The sequence below is a fragment of the Microcoleus sp. Pol12B5 genome, from assembly GCF_036701335.1.
In the GTDB taxonomy this organism is placed as follows: domain Bacteria; phylum Cyanobacteriota; class Cyanobacteriia; order Cyanobacteriales; family Microcoleaceae; genus Microcoleus.
In genome coordinates this window covers 26,425-44,824 of the sequence record NZ_JAUBQQ010000019.1, presented here as the reverse complement: position 1 = coordinate 44,824, position 18,400 = coordinate 26,425, and the positions used below count along the sequence as shown (strand labels likewise).

Genomic DNA, 18,400 nt, shown 5'->3' with positions numbered 1-18,400 from the left:
ATGGAGTTGGGGGCGATTAAGAGCGGGATAGCTTCGCTTCACGCGATTTTTAGCAATTGTTTCTTGAAAAGGCACAGAACCAAGTAAAATAAATTGAGGAACTGCAATAAAAACCAAACAAGAGAAATCCAACTATGACATTACCAATTGGCTGTGCCGCTCCTCAATTTACCGCCAAAGACACCAACGGCAACACCGTCTCCCTCTCCGAATTCGCCGGTAAAACCGTAATCTTGTATTTCTACCCCAAAGATGACACCCCAGGCTGCACCAGACAAGCCCAAAGCTTCAAAGCAGCTTATGAAGAATACAAGGGCAAAGATCTTGTAATTCTCGGTGTCAGCCGAGACAATGAGGAATCGCACCAAAAGTTCACAGAGAAATACGGTTTGCCTTTCCAGCTTTTAGCAGATGTTGATGGCACGATTACCAAAGCTTACGATGTCGAGAAAGGCGATTATGCCAAGCGCGTTACTTTTGTCATCGACGGTAACGGCAAAATTATTCAGGTTTATGAAGGAGAAAATCTGAAAGTTGACTCTCACGCTCAAGATATTCTGGTCACTATAGTTTAGTCGCAGTTTAGTCGAAATTTAGCCGATCGCACTAACACTCCTGCACGCACCAAACGGCTAAAAACCCGGTTTCTTCCTAGATGCCTCGTTGCTATACGCAATATTCTCCTAGGAACCGGGTTTTTTTCGTAAGTCCTGACTCAGCCAGTGATGGGTCAAAGGTACAGGGGGAAGCAACTTACTCGAACTAAATTCTTTCCCTCAAAACTTACACCACAAATCCGCTTAACCAGGCATATATTCGGTTAAGGTGCTTATTCTACGCCTAAAGTGAGATTTGTGGGGCAACTCCCGCCAATAATTAAAAACTTATGCTGGAAAAGGCATTAACCGCCCGTAGGCTAAATCTAGGGGGGATTTTGTCCTGGTTCAAGTCATTGTGTTTAATAAAATCAGAAGTTATCCTTGCTTTAGCTGAATAATTAAGTAGGTAGGGGGATAGATAATGACAAACAGCAACATTATTTTAAGTTACTTAGGCCCGCGAGAAATTGAGGTCAATAGAGCGGCTGTCTTAGTTGGCACTTTTGACAAAAATCTAGTGGCAGCGATTTCAGCAACAGAAGGCTCAAATGCCCTGAATGTAGGGATAAATCTCTCTAGAGGCATTTGGAACATCAGTTTAGAAAAAGGATTCGATAGCACAGGAACTCGCACAGTGCAGGTGAGGGCAACTGATAAGACCGGCAAAGTTATCGGCCAACAAACAATTAACATCAAAGTTAATCCTGCTTCTGGGTCACCTGCTCAATTTTTCACTTTAATTACTCTCACAGATACCAAATTCAAAGCCGGAACACTACCCGCGAGCAATCTCAACGAGCTGCAAAAAGCGGACATACCAGCAGGGAAAATTTATCAAGTTAGCGACTACGAGTTAGAAGACGGACATCTGAATGTTCAACTAAATAATCCAATTTATCCGGTGGGAAAGTCCGGCTTTTTCTACGAAAAACACGTACTCATCACCAAAGGCGCAAAAATTCTCATATTCGATCGCGCCGAGTTGCCGGTTCCGCCGCCTGGAATGCAGTTACTGTGGGTGATCAAAAAGACCTGGTTAAAGTTCACCCCTGCAGATTCTGGAACTTTAGGACCAACTCAGAAATTACAATTTAACGCGGGAGAAACTTTCAATCTTCTTGGCTACGCTTGCGTGGAAAACCATTTCCGAGTCGCTTTTGCAGCAGCAGTTCCTAACTTAGGAACTTCGGGATTTCTGTACTGGCTGCACGTCCAAATTTTGCGAGACGGCAGGGGAATTGAGTATGATAGAAATGCGGTTACGATGACTGTAATCAAAACGACTGTGTTTAAAAAGCAGCCAATAAATGCCGCTAGCCTGCCACCCCAAGAAAAAATTACCTTGCCGGCGGGAATGATTTACGGAATTGCCGGATTCTTGATCGAACAAAGCCACATTAAAGTCTCGCTGACCGAGAATTTGCCACAATTTGGCAATACAGGTTTCATTTATCCCGATTTTGTGCAATTCAGCCGCGGTGGCAAATCTTTTAATCCCGCTGTGAATTTAACTTATCAAGGGCCGTCAGAAGTTTTAGTCAATCAGCCGATCGTCCTTCGGGGTACTTTTGACCGGCAACAAGCAGCAAAAATTGAGGTGATAGCTGAGGATACATTGCCCCTAAGCGTCACGCTAAACCAAACTGCCAGCACTTGGGAAGTTAATTTGTCTAAAGGATTTAGCGTAGCGGGAGCTCGGTGGCTCAGGTTGCGGGCAACTGATAGCAAAGGTAACGTTACTGGCAGCCAAATAATTTACATTACCGTAACTTCCGATCCGCTAACTGTCGGAAAAGGTTTGACCTTAAAAATAGTTTCTGACACTTTGTTTAAGGTAGCTCCCCTTGATTCTTCCCGGCTCAACAATCAGCAAAAAGTTTTTGTCAAAGCAGGCCAGACTTTGGCCGTTAGCAAATACGGATTTATTGACGGGCATCTCAAGGTGGTTCTGGATTCAGCAATTTGGCCTGTCGGCACCTTTGGCTATTTTTATGAACCCGACGTTCAGTTGGCCAAAGGTACTCAAATCCTAAAATTTAACCTGGCTGACGTACCGAATAGCAACGTCAGCGCTCAACTTTTGGTAACTCAAACAACTCAGATTAAAGCTAAGCCGGAAGATTCATCGAAACTGCCTGCTGATCAAGTTGCTGACCTACTTTTAGGCACTACCTATGCCATTACTGGTTATGCCTGCATTTTGGGGCATTTCCGAGTAACTCTAGCCGAATCTATTCCCGGTTTTGGCAATATCGGATTTATTTATTGGCAGGACGTTAAAATTAAAAAAGACGGCAAAGAAGTTCCCTTTGACCCCGATGCTTTGACGATGACAATCCTGCAAGCAACTGTCTTTAAAAAACGACCGGTAGATTCTTCTAGCCTGAGCAGTACCGAGAAAACTACGCTGCCTTTAGGTCGAGTTTACGGCGTTAACAGCTACGGTGCGGAAGGATCTCACCTGAAAGTTTCCCTGACTGAAGAACTGCCGAATTTTGGCAATACAGGTTATGTTTTTCCTAGTTTTGTTCAGTTCAAGCGGGGAGATAAAATTTTCGATCCGGTTCCGAACAATGTGGAATTGAACGTGCCGTATTTTTCGCAGCGGGACAATCCGCGTTTTGACTGGTCTACTTGCAACGTAACTTCGATCGCCATGGTGCTTTATTATTATGGCCTTCGTTCTCAGTGGGGCGGACAGTTGGAGGATGAGTTGTTGCAGTGGTGTTTCGACTATGCCGGCCAGGGTTCTCAAACGGATCACAGTGTGCTTTCGGCGCTGATTCAGGCCTACGGGTTTAAGACGAGTTTTAGTACGACTCGCAAATGGGCCGAGGTGCGATCGGAATTGCTAAATCGGCGGCCAGTAGTTTTAGCAGGAGATTTTACTGCTGCCGGTCACATTCTTACTGTAATTGGCTACAATTCTCAAGGTTATATAGTGCAAGATCCTTGGGGAGATGCACTCACTGGTTACAGCGATACTGAGGGGAGAAAGTTGATGTATCCCTACAGTTACGTCAATCAAGTGGCTGGACCAGATGGGAATGTTTGGGCGCATTTTATCTATCCATAGTCTACTCTACTGTTTGCAAGTAGTTTGAGGCACTACGACTATTAGTAAGGTGTGCATAACAGCTATTCGTAAGGTACTTAATGCACACCCTACTTAACTTAGGAAATCTTGCGCTTAATTTTGCGTTTTGCTGCGCCAATACCTAAAAAGCTCAATCCGACTAAAGTACCGAAGATAGTAGCAGGTTCTGGTACTGGTTCAGCAGAGCCTTTTTCAAAAGATCCTTTAATGGCGATCGCATCGTTAGCGCACTCGGCAAAAAAGTTAGCAATATAGTTCCCCGAAGGCATTGAGGATTTATTAAAACTGAATCCAATTGTTTGAGAACCCACGGCATTAAACTGAGCGAAATTAAAACCGAGGACACTCAAAGTTGCTGGAGTTAAAAAATTAATTTTTCCTACTTTTGTACCCGTAGCTATGGAGTTAAGAATCGTCGAGTTTCCTGTTTGGAGAAAATATGGGTCTGTGGCCGCTAAATCGCCCATTGATGGGGTTCCGCCTTGAGATGCCACTACCGTATTGAATTGGTTTAAATTGCTAAAGCCAGAGTTAGTTTGGGTGACGTTTTTCGCTGTAACGTTACTGTAAACGCCTGTTGTCGCCACGCCGGAGTCATTTCCTTCGGCAAAGCGGATACCAAACAAGCTGCCGTTTGCGTTAGCTGTATTGAAGTTTTGACCGGAAAAATTGAAGAAGAAATCGCCGTAGTTGATGTTGCCTCTTTGAGCTAGTGGGTCGGCATATCCTGCTAAACTTAGATTAGAATTGATGGCGATAAAAGCTGTATCTGATGTTTCTTTGATGGCGATGCCGTAAAATTCAAATTCCCCGCCACCGATTTGGGGCCCTGTCACGCCGTCGTTGAAGGAATCGATCGCATAATTCCATCCGTTAGATAGCGTTGCTGCTGTAGCTTTTTGTTGCTGTAGTGCGAAAAGGGCACAGAAAATAGCCACTGAGTAAGTCCAGTGGATGCTGTTTTTAGCAATGGATTTCATAAAATGCTCCCTGGGAATCATTGTTAAATTGTCCAGTCTGATCGATCGACAGTTTTTAATTTTTATTTAGTAAATCATACATTCGGGCCGAATTCCTTAAAGTTTTGCTACATATTGGGTCAGGCTAAATCCTATCAACTAGATTGGTTAAAACAACGAACTCATGCGAGTAGCTAAATACAGCAATCCTCGCATCAGTTGTAAAAATATGTAGGGGTAGTGCTAAAAGTGCCTACCTCAGCCTGCATCGGGGCAACCGGGCGTGGGGAGAGCTCCTACAAGAATTACACAAATCATTTAGGATTGCTATATAGGACTGACGCAGGCACACTATTATAGTGGGGCTGCATAAGTGCTGTAGGTGCAAATAAACCGACTACCCGGTTTGGGCGGTTGAGAACAGCAATAAACTGCTGGCTAGTCCACATATAGGCGGTACTCGCCTCTCCAAAATATTATTGTTTTTCTGGCCGATCGACTTAATTGGTTTTTTATCAATTACCAATTAATTTTGACAATAGGGGCGTGATGTTGTAGATGCAGATGCCGGATTCTCTTAATAATTCGATTGTTTGATTAATAATTTTCATAAATAGTCTTTCATCCCCAGCGCTGTTCAATAATTATAATTACGTTGGTTGGGAGGACTTCATTCCTCAAACTTCTAAAATCCCGATCGCGCACAGCAGTTTTACTAATTTTACCATCAGCGTTCAACCCAACAGGCTCTCATGAATCAGCACTTTTTCTGTAAGTGCCGCCCAAAGCGAGAATTGGATAATCAACAAAAATCATACGGCAAGAACGATCGCACGTTTTTAGAACACCCAATTAACTTTCTGCCCTACATCCGCAGGCATGGTGGGTTCCTTCTAACTCCGTCGGTGGTTTCTGCACTCTTATGCGCTGCATAAATCAATCAAATTTTTAAATGCTGTTAATATATCGCCGACAGTTCGTTGACTATCTTGACTCTGCCCTTGATCACAGAACGCAGCAGGCGGTTGATCGAATGTCTGTATTCATCGTCGAGAGAGTCGTCCAAAACAGCGGCCATCAAGCCGTAGCGATCGGCTAAAGTCAAACAACCCGTATCCGTAACAGAAGCAAGCATTTCGGAAATAGCGCCGGGGATAAGTTGAACTAAAAGCATGAGACGTTCCCTGAATTCGATGCTTATATCATCTCTGGTTCTCCGAAAATTAATAGTGACGCTGGCATAGCACACAAGGTGATGTTTTGAGGCAAACTGTGTGACAGCGACCATTGTAATTGTGTGACGATCTCGTTTTAAGTATGCGATCGCACTCACAACATTAATCTTAGATATTCTAATTTCCCCCTCTCCCCTCCTAAATCTAAAGATTTAGAGAGGTTTTTCCGTTTTGGGGGTGTCTTGACCCATTTCCCATGTATAAAACGCATCGGTCCTATGCGAAATATTCATAAAACTCAATATTTTGTAAAAATAGCTACGAATATTTACAATCGTGGGCCTTACATTAGCTCATAACAAAGGTGCATCGAAACGCAGCGATCGACCGAATCATCGGTAGCAACTATAACCATAAATAGTTTGGCGACCTTCGAGCCAGCGCCCAGTCAAGCTCAAGTTTACAGAAGACCAACCATGCTTAAAAGAAATTCCATCTAGTAACTAAATATACAGTTTTAAATCCATACAGTCACTAAGGTTAGCAGGAAACACACACTTTATGCTCCAAGTCAATACCTCCCCACACAAGTCAGCAGCGAGGGTAAACCGATGACCCAAACAGTAGAACCCAAAGCCCAAGCGAGCCTGAACAAGTTTGAAAAACTCAAAGCCGAAAAAGATGGCTTAACATTAACAGCCGAGCTCGACCACTTCGCCGCAATCGGCTGGGAAGCAATGGACGAAATCGATCGCGAGCACCGCCTCAAATGGCTCGGCATCTTCTTTCGGCCAGTAACTCCCGGCAAATTCATGATGCGGCTGCGCTTGCCCAACGGCATCATTACTAGCAATCAAACCAGAACCCTAGCAGAAATCGTCCAACGCTACGGCGACGACGGCAGCGCCGACATCACCACCAGACAAAACCTGCAATTGCGCGGAATTCGCATCGAAGACGTACCCGACATCTTCCGCCGCCTCAAAGAAGCGGGCATGACCAGCATCCAGTCTGGCATGGACAACGTACGCAACATCACGGGTTCCCCAGTCGCGGGCCTGGACGCCGACGAACTGATAGATACGCGGGAACTGGCGAACCAAGTCCAAGACCTGATTACTAACAGCGGCGAAGGCAACCCCGCGTTTTCAAATTTGCCGAGAAAGTTTAATATTGCGATCGCAGGCTGCCGCGACAACTCAGTCCACGCCGAAATCAACGACATCGCCTTCGTACCCGCTTACAAAGACGGCAACATCGGCTTTAACGTTTTAGTCGGCGGTTTCTTCTCCGCCAAACGCTGCGAAGCTGCAATTCCTCTCAACGCATGGGCAAGTCCCAGCGACGTTGTAGATTTGTGCAAAGCAATTTTAACTGTGTTTCGAGATCAAGGCCCGAGAGCAAACCGCCAAAAATCGCGGCTGATGTGGCTGATTGACGAACTCGGAATCGAACAATTCCGAGCCGAAGTCGAACAAGAATTAGGTCGCACTTTGCCCGCCGCCGCGCCGAAAGATGAAATCATCTGGGAAAAACGCGACCACATCGGCATCTACCCCCAAAAACAATCAGGGCTCAACTATGTAGGGCTGCACGTTCCCGTAGGACGGCTGCAGGCATCGGATTTGTTCGATTTGGCCAGAATCGCCGAGGTTTACGGTAGCGGCGAGCTCAGGCTCACTGTCGAAGAAAACGTGATTATTCCCAACGTTCCCGACTCGCGGATAGAATCGCTGGTTAAAGAACCGCTGTTGCAGCGTTTTTCCATCAACCCCGCACCGCTGACACGAGCCTTGGTTTCCTGCACCGGCGCCAAGTTTTGCAACTTCGCCCTCATCGAAACCAAAAGCCGATCCGTGGCAATGATTGAGGAACTCGAAGCCGAACTTTCAGTTCCCAAACCTGTGAGAATTCACTGGACGGGCTGCCCCAATTCCTGCGGTCAACCCCAGGTAGCAGACATTGGTTTGATGGGAACAAAAGTTCGCAAGAACGGCAAAACCCTCGAAGGTGTAGACATCTACATGGGAGGCACTGTTGGCAAAGACGCTCATTTGGGTGCTTGCGTCCAAAAAGGCATCCCTTGCGAAGACCTCAAACCGCTGCTGCATCAATTGTTAGTCGAGCAGTTTGGGGCAGTTCCCAAAGAGATTACAGGGGATGTAGCTTTGCTGAACCGGCAACTGCAATTGACGGTTGAGGATGGCGAAACGGCAGTCTCGGCAGCCAAACCTCAGACATCTACTGTCATTTTCGCTCGATCGGGCAAAGAAGTTGCTTGCAGCGAAGATGAGTTCATTCTCGATGTTGCCGAACGGGCCGGAGTCGAACTTGACAGCAATTGCCGGTCGGGAAGCTGTGGCACTTGCCAGCAGAAACTCCTAGAAGGCCAAACAGTCTACGATAGCAAACCAGACGCGGCGGCAGACTTAGAACCAGGGTTCATTTTAACTTGCAGCGCGCGGGCGATCGGCAAAGTGACGATCGACGCCTAATCTCATAATGTGAGACGCGATGCAAAGGTCGCGAATCAATCTCACATCTCACATTTCCACCATCTCCAAGTACAACAACAATTCAAGACAAATGAGCAACCTTTCTAGAAGAAAATTCATCATCACCGCTGGAGCAACAGCAGCCGGCACCCTCCTAGCCCACGGTTGCAGTTCCAGTCCCACCACATCTAACGCCACACCCGGCGGCGCTTCGCCCACCGCCGCCCCAGCAGTCAACATCAACCCCGCCGACGCGCCAGAAGTTACCGCAGCCAAACTCGGATTCATCGCCCTCACCGACGCAGCGCCCTTAATCATCGCCCAAGAAAAAGGGTTATTTGCCAAGTACGGCATGAAAGATGTACAAGTTACCAAACAAGCATCTTGGCCAGTTACTCGCGACAACTTAGAACTCGGTTCCGACAAAGGCGGCATTGACGGCGCCCACATCTTATCCCCGTTGCCTTACCAAATGACATTAGGCACTGTTACCAAAGGCAATCAGCCAGTGCCCATGTACATTGTCGCCCGGTTAAATACTAACGGTCAGGCAATTTCGCTCAGCAAAAAATACCTAAATTTAAAAGTAGGTACAGACAGCGCACCGCTGAAAGCAGCTTTTGCAAATCAAAACGTTCCTATTGCTATGACCTTTCCCGGCGGCACCCACGACTTGTGGATACGCTACTGGCTAGCAGCCGGCGGTATTAATCCAGATACAGATGTTTCCGTGATTCCCATACCACCGCCCCAAATGGTAGCGAACATGAAATCTGGCAGTATGGAAGCCTTTTGTGTAGGAGAACCTTGGAATGCTCAGCTAGTTACTCAAAAGGTAGGATACACCGCCTTAATAACTGGAGAAATGTGGAAAGATCATCCTGAAAAAGCTTTCGCTTTAAGAGGAGATTGGGTTGACAAAAACCCCAAAGCTGCAAAAGCAATTACAATGGCCGTACTGGAAGCCCAGCAGTGGTGCGACAAGGCAGAAAATCACGATGAGATGTGCCAAATAATCTCTCAAGATAAGTGGTTAAAAGTTCCAGTAGCAGATATTATCAGTCGCTCTAAAGGTCAAATTGACTACGGTACCGGCCGCATTGAAGCTGCCAGTCCAGTGGCGATGAAATTCTGGGCTGATAATGCTTCTTATCCCTACAAGAGTCACGATGCTTGGTTCTTAGCTGAAAATATTCGCTGGGGTTATATCCCGGCAACTACCGACATCAAAGCAACCGTTGATAAAGTTAACCGCGAAGATATTTGGAAAGCAGCAGCGACAGCACTTGGCGTCCCCGCCGCCCAAATTCCTACTACCACTTCTCGCGGTGTCGAAACCTTCTTTGACGGCGTGAAGTTTGACCCAGAAAAACCAGAAGAATATCTGAAGAGTCTGGCAATCAAAAAAGCATAATTAGTGAGCAGTTGACAGTTGACAGTTGACAGTTGACCAATTTTAAAATTGAGTGGAGTTGGGTTTCGTAACTCAACCCACCCCAGACATGGTGTTCCCTTCAAAGTATCTACAAATAATCGATTATTCACAATACTGCAAAAAGAAAAATGGCAACAAACATCGCTGTTACTAAAAGCAAAAATCCAGTAAATTTCGTTCTGGATCAGGTTCAAAAAAACCGCCGAAAAATCATCCGCCCGCTGGTAGCAATTACAGTTCTGCTGATAATCTGGCAAATCCTCTGCAATAGTCCCGACTCCAGCTTGCCGGGCCCCATCAAAGCTGTCCAAGAAAGCTGGAATCTAATTATTAATCCTTTCTTCGACAATGGCGGTACAGACAAAGGCTTGTTCTGGCAAATTTTGGCTAGCTTGCAGCGGGTGGCGATCGGCTTTACTTTGGCAGCAGTTCTCGGCATCAGTTTAGGCATCCTGATCGGTACAAACTCCCTAATGTTCGATGCTTTAGACCCGCTGTTTCAAGTATTCAGAACTATCCCGCCCCTGGCCTGGCTGCCGATCGCCCTGGCAGTATTTCAACAGTTCAATCCCTTTGAGGGCATGGGGGTAAAAGCTAACGAAGTATCAGCACTTTTCGTAATCTTAATTACAGCAATTTGGCCGATTCTAATTAACACCACAGTAGGCGTTCAACAAATACCCCAAGACTACAGAAACGTCGCCCGCGTCTTGCGCCTCCCTAACCAAAAATATTTCTGGAAAATCCTGCTTCCCTCTTCTGTTCCTTACATCTTCACGGGCTTGAGAATTGGCATCGGTTTGTCTTGGCTGGCGATCGTAGCTGCGGAAATGTTAGTCGGCGGCGTCGGCATCGGGTTCTTCATCTGGGACGCTTACAACAGTTCTAGACTCAGCGCAGTGATTCTAGCAGTGCTTTATGTAGGAATTGTCGGTTTAATTTTAGACAGAATCGTTGGTTTCATCGCGTCCAAAGTTGTTCCAGAAGAACAGAAATAGGAGTTGGGCATCGGGCATCGGGCATCGGGCATCGGGCATGGCGAATGGGGAATGGTTGCCAACTACAAACTGGTAGAAATGAGTTGTAAATTAATGCCCAATGCCCAATGCCCAATTAATAATCAGCATCATACAAATTACAAACTAACCTAAAATTACCATGTCAGTATTTGTTGAAGTAGACCACGTTGACCGCGTATTTAACTTGCCCAATGGAGAGCAATACATTGCTCTTAAAAATATCGAACTGAAAATTAAAAAAGGAGAATTCATCACCTTAATTGGGCACTCTGGCTGCGGCAAATCTACGCTTCTCAATATCATCGCCGGCCTCGACAAAGCAAGTCAGGGCGGGATTACTTTAGAAGGACGCGAAGTCCGCGATCCAGGCCCGGACAGAATGGTGGTGTTTCAAAATTACTCGCTGCTACCTTGGCTGACGGTGCGCGAAAATATCGCCCTAGCAGTAAATGAAATTTACAGCGGTAACTCTCAAGAAGATCGCGAGTTGGTGATCGAACACCACATTAAATTGGTCGGACTCGGACACGCCGCCGACAAACGTCCGGGCGAAATTTCTGGGGGGATGAAACAAAGAGTTGCGATCGCCCGCGCCCTGGCGATTCGCCCGAAATTGCTGTTGCTAGACGAACCCTTCGGCGCCCTCGATGCTTTAACTCGCGGCGGTTTGCAAGACCAGTTGATGAAAATTTGCGAGGAAAGCAAAGTCACCAGCGTGATGGTAACTCACGACGTGGACGAAGCTTTATTACTGAGCGATCGCATTGTGATGCTCACCAACGGCCCGGAAGCGCAAATCGGGCAAATCCTCGAAGTGAACATTCCCCGCCCACGCAAGCGCATGGAAGTTGTCAACCACCCGAGTTACTACGCGCTGCGTAACGAAATGGTTTACTTCCTTAACCAGCAAAAGCGGGTCAAACAGCGCCGGGCCAAACAACAACCGCCTGTGATCGCCCGCAACGGCCTGGAAAAAATCAACCTGGACATCGGCTTTATTCCCCTCACCGACTGCGCCCCCTTAGTAGTAGCTAAAGAAAAAGGATTTTTCAAAGCCCACGGCTTGGAAGAAGTTACTCTCAGCCGTGAACCAAGCTGGAAAGCTATCGCCAAAGGAGTCGCCGAAGGACGGCTGGACGCAGCGCAAATGGTCGCCGGAATGCCGATCGGGATGTTGTTGGGGCTCGACGGTGAAGCCCCTGTACCCGTCTGTAGCGCCATGACGCTTTCTCGCAACGGCAATTCGATTGTTTTCAACAAAGACCTCTACAAACAAGGCATTCGGACATTAGAGGATTTCAAAGCTGCGATCGCCAAGAGTCCCGATAAAGTTCACACCTTGGGCACGGTACACTCTGCCTCCATGCACAATCTGCTGTTCCGCTACTGGCTGGCCGCCGGCGGCATCGACCCCGACCTCGACGTGGGCTTGACCGTGATTCCGCCCCCGCAGATGGTATCGAATTTAAAAGCAGGAAACATTGACGGCTACTGCTCAGGCGACCCCTGGAACTCCCACGCAGTCAACAGTGGTACGGGTTTTGTTATGGCCCGTTCCCTCGATATTCTACCCGGACACATCGAAAAAGTTCTCGGTGTTAGCGAAGATTGGGCTCAGAAATATCCTCAAACCCACCTCGCCCTCGTCAAAGCGCTTTTGGAAGCCTGCGAATACTGCGATGACCGGCGCAACCGCGAAGAAGTCCTAGGATTGATTAGCCAAGAACAATACATCGGCGCCGATCCCAAAGACATCCGTCCAGGGTTCATCGATCCGTACAACTCCGGTACGGAGGCAGAACCAGAAATGCTCTACAATTTCAACCAGTTCTCTGTTGACAAAACCAATTTTCCAGACCGCCTAGAAATGGTGTGGGTGATGGCGCAGATGGCTCGGTGGGGACTGATCCCGTTCCCAAAAAACTGGGTGGAAGTGGTCGATCGAGTTTTGCGGCCCGATGTTTTCGGTCAAGCCGTGCGTGAATTGGGCTTGCCGGATATTGCCAGAGATCGCCGGACGATCGAGCTATTTGACGGCACTGTGTTTAATCTCGACGACCCGATCGACTATCTTCACAATGTCAAAATCAAACGTGCCGTCCGCATTGAAGAAATCTTAATTGAACAAATAGGCAGTCAGTGTTCCATCAAACTGCCAGCATAACCAGTAAATAGGAAGAGGAAATGAGGAGCAAGAAATCAGGAAACAAGACTCCACATTTCCCGCTTCCTAAGTCCCTAATTTCAAATTCTCAATCCAAAGTTGTCATGTCTAATTCCTCAACCCAAAATCCCAATCCTGAAAATATGCAAACTCTAAAAACTCCCCAAAAAACCAAACTTCAAACGCCCAAGCAAGACTTTCTTACGATTAAAGACGTATCGAAAGTCTACGAAACTCCTAAAGGCCCTTACGTGGTTCTCGACGGTGTAAACCTGACTATTAATGAAGGCGAATTTATTTGTTTGATCGGTCACTCTGGCTGCGGCAAATCAACTTTGTTGAATATGATTGCGGGATTCAACGGGCCGACAAACGGAGAAGTAGCCCTGGAAGGTTCGCAGATTACTGAACCAGGCCCTGATCGCATGGTGGTGTTTCAAAACTACTCCCTGCTACCGTGGCTGACTGCTACTGAAAATATTCACCTCGGCGTTGAAAATGTTTACCCGGAAAAGTCCGCAGATGAACACAATACGATCGTCCAGGAACACTTGGAATTAGTGGGGCTGACCGAAGCTTGTAACAAAAGACCGGGCCAATTGTCCGGGGGGATGAAACAGCGGGTGGCGATCGCCAGAGCTCTGGCAACTCGTCCCAAACTGTTGATTTTGGACGAACCTTTCGGAGCTCTAGACCCGATTACCCGCGAAGAGTTGCAGGAAGAATTGCTGAAAATTTGGCGGAAGGAAAAAATTACCGTCATTATGATTACTCACGATATTGATGAGGCTTTGTTTTTGGCTGATCGCATCGTGATGATGACCAACGGGCCTGCTGCTTCCATCGGCGAAGATATGCACGTTCCGTTCAGCCGTCCCCGCAACCGGGCGCGGATTATGGAAGACCCGAAATACTACGAACTTCGCAACTTTGCTTTGGAGTTCCTGTTTTCTCGCTACGCCCACCACGAAGAAGGTGAAGAAACGGACTCGGAGACAGAAGCCGTCGCGCTACCGATGCCATTACCTGCTAGCAAAAAGCCTGCGGTTGCTGACAGGCCTCTTGCACCTGCACCTTTTGTGTCTCACGCTGCCGAACCCTCAGAAGCCTCGTCGATTAAACGCGGCATCCTGGCAGCCTCGTGGTTCGTAGCAATGTTTACTTTAGCTGCGGTCAATATGTCTGTTGTTTCCAGCCAGCTAAAGCAAGCGAAACTAGCAGAAACTGCACCTCCGGCGCCGACTGCGGCGGTTGTGAGTTCTCCCCCCAGCCCGCAAATTGCAGCAAGTTCGATCGCACCGAATGCTAGCCCTGCGCCCATCGCTGCTGCAAGCCCTGCACCCATTGCTGCTGCAAGTCCTGCACCCATTGCTGCCACCACTGCCGCATCAGTGATTTCTGACCAAGCCGAACTCGATGCGATCGGAAAGCAGTTGTATGCACAAATCGACCAAAAATGGAGAACAACTCCGACATTTACCGAAAGCTTGACTTATCGGGTCAAAGTAAAACAAAACGGGGAGATCCTACAGTTCGATCCCACAAATAAAGCAGCTAAAGATTTCGTCAAAGAAACTCCTCTGGCGATTTTGCAAACTCCTGCAGATGCCGCAGTAGGCTCTGAAAAAACTGCTGAGTTCCAAGTAACTTTTAGCCCCACCAACGGTGGCGTATTAGAAGTTAAAACAGAGAAGTAGGCGGCATAATACTTCCGCACTAAATCTCGAATTGGTATTAACAACCAGGTCAAAAGTAGTTCCTGCGCGCTGTTTTAACTCGGCAACGATTCCTCCTAGCCCCATCCTGGGGGTGACAAGAGTTAGGTATAAATTTCCTATGTGTGAGGAAGATTGAGTAGCAGCCAGAAGCTGACTAAAAGCGAGAGCGAGACAGATTTTTACTAAGATAGCGGGTAATTTTAAATCAGGGTATTGTCCGTTTCTGTGAAGCATATATGCGGTAAGTTAGTAATGATTGACACGTTATTTGCAGGAGCCCTCAGTTCCGACTATAATGATGAATTACGAATTACCCATTAGCTTTCAAAAATTAGCATCTAAAATCACCAGATGGAAACTATAAAAACTCTTTGCCCATACTGCGGTGTAGGTTGTGGTCTAGAAGTTGTTCCCGACAAAAAACAAAGTTGGAAAGTGCGGGGCGATCGCAATCACCCATCGAGTCAGGGCATGGTTTGTATTAAGGGAGCAACCGTAGCAGAGTCCATTCGGAGCGATCGGCTACTGTATCCGATGATGCGAGATACTCTCGACCAACCGTTCCGTCGCGCTAGCTGGGACGAAGCTCTCGATGCAATTGTTAATCGCATCCAAACAATTCGCAGCACCAGCGGCCCCGATGCTTTGTGCGTTTACGGTTCGGGTCAATTCGCAACAGAAGATTATTATATTGCCCAGAAACTAATGAAAGGTTGTCTGGGTACTAATAATTTTGATGCTAATTCTCGCTTGTGTATGTCTTCAGCAGTCTCTGGATACGTTCAAAGCTTTGGCTCGGACGGGCCGCCTTGCTGTTACGACGATTTAGAATTAACCGATTGCGCTTTTATTATTGGTAGCAATACAGCGGAATGCCATCCAATCGTATTTAATCGATTAGCAAAATACCACAAAAAGCATCCCCATGTCAAAATGATTGTGGTAGATCCAAGGCGGACTCCGACTGCGGAAGCGGCGGATTTGCACTTAGCAATTAAACCGGGTACGGATATAGATTTGCTTAATGGAATTGCATATTTGTTGTTACGCAGGCAAGCAATAGATGCTGAGTTTATTGAAGAATGCACGGCGAATTTTTCAGCTTTTGCTGAGGTTATTAGCAGCTACACGCCGGAGTTTGTAGCCTCGCGCTGCGGCATTACTGTCAGCGAGTTAGAAACGGCGGCAAACTACTGGGAACAGTCGCAGCGGGTTTTGTCGCTGTGGTCGATGGGAATGAATCAGTCGTCGGAAGGCACGGCAAAGGTGCGCTCGCTGATTAATTTGCACTTAATGACAGGTCAAATCGGCAAACCGGGATGCGGCCCGTTTTCCCTCACAGGCCAGCCAAACGCGATGGGAGGGCGGGAAGCCGGAGGACTATCTCACTTGCTCCCAGGCTACCGATTTGTGAAAAATGCTGAACACAGAACCCAAGTCGAGGAGTTTTGGGGAATCGCACCGGGAAGCATTTCCCCGAATCCAGGCCGCACAGCTTGGGAGATGATTATCGGTTTGGAAACTGGCGAAGTCGAGTTGCTGTGGATTGCAGCTACTAATCCGGTGGTGAGTATGCCGGATTTGGAACGCACTAAAGCCGCTTTGCTGCGATCGCCCTTTACTATTTATCAAGAAGCTTACTATCCCACTGAAACCTCTGCCTACGCTCACATCCTGCTGCCGGCAACGCAGTGGAGCGAAAAAACCGGAGTAATGACGAATTCCGAACGCCGCGTTACCTTTTGTCCCGGTTTCGACACTCCCTCCGGGGAAGCCCGCGACGACTGGAGCATTTTCGCTGAAGTGGGACGGCGGTTGGGTTTTGCCCAACACTTTGCTTTCGAGAACAGTGCGGAGGTTTTTAAAGAGTACGCGCAGTTGACGCGGGGTCAGCCTTGCGACATGACCGGTCTCAGCCACGAATACATCCGCCAAGAAGGGCCACAGCAGTGGCCTTGCCGGGAAAACGAGCCTGTGCATCCAGCGAACGAAGCGAAACGGCTGTATACTAACAGGCGTTTTCACACTCCTGACGCGCGGGCAAGATTTTCGGCCTATCACTCGCGGGGACTGGCAGAACCTCCCGATCCCAATTATCCGTTTGTGTTGACGACAGGGAGACTTTACGGACACTGGCACACGATGACGCGGACGGGTAGAACAGAGAAAATTAATCAATTGCACCCCGATCCGTTTTTGGAAATTCACCCCCGCGATGCTGCCCAATTGCAGATTAAGGAGGGAGATTTGCTGGAAGTTCGATCGCGCCGCGGCAAGGCGCAGTTTCCGGCAAAAGTCACAAAGGCGATCGCCCCAGGTACGCTATTTGTACCCATGCACTGGGGTTCTCTGTGGGCCGAAGGTGCTGAAGCCAATGCCATGACTCATGCTGCAAGCTGTCCAGATTCCAAACAGCCTGAGTTAAAAGCTTGTGCGGTGCAGTTGGTGCTGGTTGGGGCAGATACTGCCGCAGAAGTTGAGGAATTTAATTGGGCAAAATCCACCCTCGCCGTCACTTCTTGATCTGCCGTCCAACTACGGGATGTTACAAATCAACGAAGAAAGAGCGGGAAGCCGCGGGGGATAGACAGGGAAACGAGAGGAACTTGATTGACGTTCGGCGAGCGCTCAGTCAATCACGCTCAGTCGAACGATTGAAGATTTACTCCACAGATGAATCTGGGATCTTGAACAAGAGTCGAAAATTTTGCACTCTTCCCGACAGGAGTCCGGGGCTTGTATCCGTTTTTTGGGCTAACAACCTCTCTCGATCGAGCAATTTTGAACTCGGACATACCCTACACATAAATCTTAAATCTCAAATCCCCGATCTAAAACCTAAAATCCTTATGCCATTACGCAGCCTAAAAACTGCGTTTCCCCGGCAGAGCCCGGGAATAAGGAAAATTAAATTTATTTATTCTGAGTTTTTCCTTCTTGATTGGGAGTTTTTGCTTCGGCTGAATGCCTTATGGCGAATGCCTTCTGCCTTCTTTTTAATTGATAGAGTCAGACAATTGCAGTTTGCACCTCAAGGTGCTATAATTGTTTTACAAGGCTTTATTTTCGGCAGTGCAGTTCGTTCGATCGGCGTTCCTCCGGATTTAAATCTCTACACACTCTGATTCTGGAGAATGTTCAATGTCAATCTATGTCGGCAATTTATCCTACGAAGTAACGCAGGAGCACCTCAACCAAACTTTTGGAGAGTACGGAACAGTAAAGCGCGTTCAGTTGCCTGCTGACCGGGAAACAGGTCGGATGCGGGGTTTCGCTTTTGTAGAAATGTCTACAGAAGCCGAAGAAGCCGCAGCCATTGAGGCTCTTGACGGTGCTGAGTGGATGGGTCGCGACCTCAAAGTCAACAAAGCAAAACCCCGTGAAGAACGTGGTTCCAATTCTGGTGGTGGTAACTGGGGCAACAACGATCGCGGTGGCAATTCTCGTCGCTACTAAACCACCCGAGCTAAATTTTTAGCTATCTTGTATATTGCGTCGGAGCAAGCTGGAAGTCAACAATCATTCTCTGTTGAGAATAGATAGTTAGTTCAGTGGTCGTACCGCGCATTAAAAGCCTCAAACTATTGCTAGACAATAGTTTGAGGCTTTTTTATGGCAAAAATTATTAATGAGGAGTTCATCGCGTGCGATCGATTCCTAGCTGAGACGAAAAACTATAAGATATAACAGGCAAAGAGAGCCGCCTTTTCCCAAGTACCCGGGTGATGCCGTAAAACCA

At 47.5% G+C, this 18,400-nt stretch carries 11 protein-coding genes; 9 read left to right on the top strand and 2 right to left on the bottom strand.

Annotated elements, in window-relative coordinates; all coding sequences use genetic code 11:
* The first annotated feature begins 134 nt into the window (after window positions 1-134).
* Entirely contained in the window at window positions 135-575 is a 441-nt protein-coding gene (locus QUA24_RS11890) for a peroxiredoxin (protein WP_333159204.1), read from the top strand.
* A gap of 445 nt (window positions 576-1,020) precedes the next feature.
* Window positions 1,021-3,675, top strand: coding sequence for a C39 family peptidase (locus QUA24_RS11885; RefSeq protein ID WP_333229844.1), 2,655 nt, complete (start codon window positions 1,021-1,023; stop codon window positions 3,673-3,675).
* Window positions 3,676-3,773: 98 nt separating this feature from the next.
* Here QUA24_RS11885 and QUA24_RS11880 read toward each other — a convergent pair whose 3' ends face one another.
* On the bottom strand, window positions 3,774-4,676 hold the full coding sequence (locus QUA24_RS11880; protein ID WP_333229842.1) for a PEP-CTERM sorting domain-containing protein: 903 nt from the start codon (window positions 4,674-4,676) through the stop codon (window positions 3,774-3,776).
* Window positions 4,677-5,613: 937 nt separating this feature from the next.
* Window positions 5,614-5,829 (bottom strand): hypothetical protein, encoded by a 216-nt coding sequence (locus QUA24_RS11875; RefSeq protein ID WP_333159210.1) that lies wholly within the window; start codon window positions 5,827-5,829, stop codon window positions 5,614-5,616.
* A gap of 612 nt (window positions 5,830-6,441) precedes the next feature.
* On the opposite strand from QUA24_RS11875, the gene QUA24_RS11870 reads away from it, so the two are divergent.
* The 7 genes from QUA24_RS11870 (at window position 6,442) to QUA24_RS11835 (ending at window position 18,117) form a co-directional block, all read left to right on the top strand.
* Window positions 6,442-8,325: a ferredoxin--nitrite reductase gene (locus QUA24_RS11870; protein WP_445242608.1), complete on the top strand. Its 1,884-nt coding sequence runs from the start codon at window positions 6,442-6,444 to the stop codon at window positions 8,323-8,325.
* 91 nt (window positions 8,326-8,416) lie between these two features.
* Window positions 8,417-9,739 carry a CmpA/NrtA family ABC transporter substrate-binding protein gene (locus tag QUA24_RS11860; protein ID WP_333229840.1) on the top strand — a complete coding sequence of 441 codons (1,323 nt, stop codon included), beginning with the start codon at window positions 8,417-8,419 and terminating at the stop codon, window positions 9,737-9,739.
* A 149-nt stretch (window positions 9,740-9,888) separates the two neighbouring features.
* Window positions 9,889-10,758: a nitrate ABC transporter permease gene (gene ntrB, locus QUA24_RS11855; protein ID WP_333229838.1), complete on the top strand. Its 870-nt coding sequence runs from the start codon at window positions 9,889-9,891 to the stop codon at window positions 10,756-10,758.
* Between the two features lie 160 nt (window positions 10,759-10,918).
* Entirely contained in the window at window positions 10,919-12,943 is a 2,025-nt protein-coding gene (locus QUA24_RS11850; RefSeq protein WP_333229836.1) for a nitrate ABC transporter ATP-binding protein, read from the top strand.
* 104 nt (window positions 12,944-13,047) lie between these two features.
* Window positions 13,048-14,640 carry a nitrate ABC transporter ATP-binding protein gene (locus QUA24_RS11845; RefSeq protein ID WP_333229834.1) on the top strand — a complete coding sequence of 531 codons (1,593 nt, stop codon included), beginning with the start codon at window positions 13,048-13,050 and terminating at the stop codon, window positions 14,638-14,640.
* Between the two features lie 372 nt (window positions 14,641-15,012).
* Entirely contained in the window at window positions 15,013-17,184 is a 2,172-nt protein-coding gene (locus QUA24_RS11840; protein WP_333229832.1) for a nitrate reductase, read from the top strand.
* A 618-nt stretch (window positions 17,185-17,802) separates the two neighbouring features.
* Window positions 17,803-18,117, top strand: coding sequence for an RNA-binding protein (locus QUA24_RS11835; protein ID WP_333143949.1), 315 nt, complete (start codon window positions 17,803-17,805; stop codon window positions 18,115-18,117).
* Window positions 18,118-18,400 lie beyond the last annotated feature (283 nt).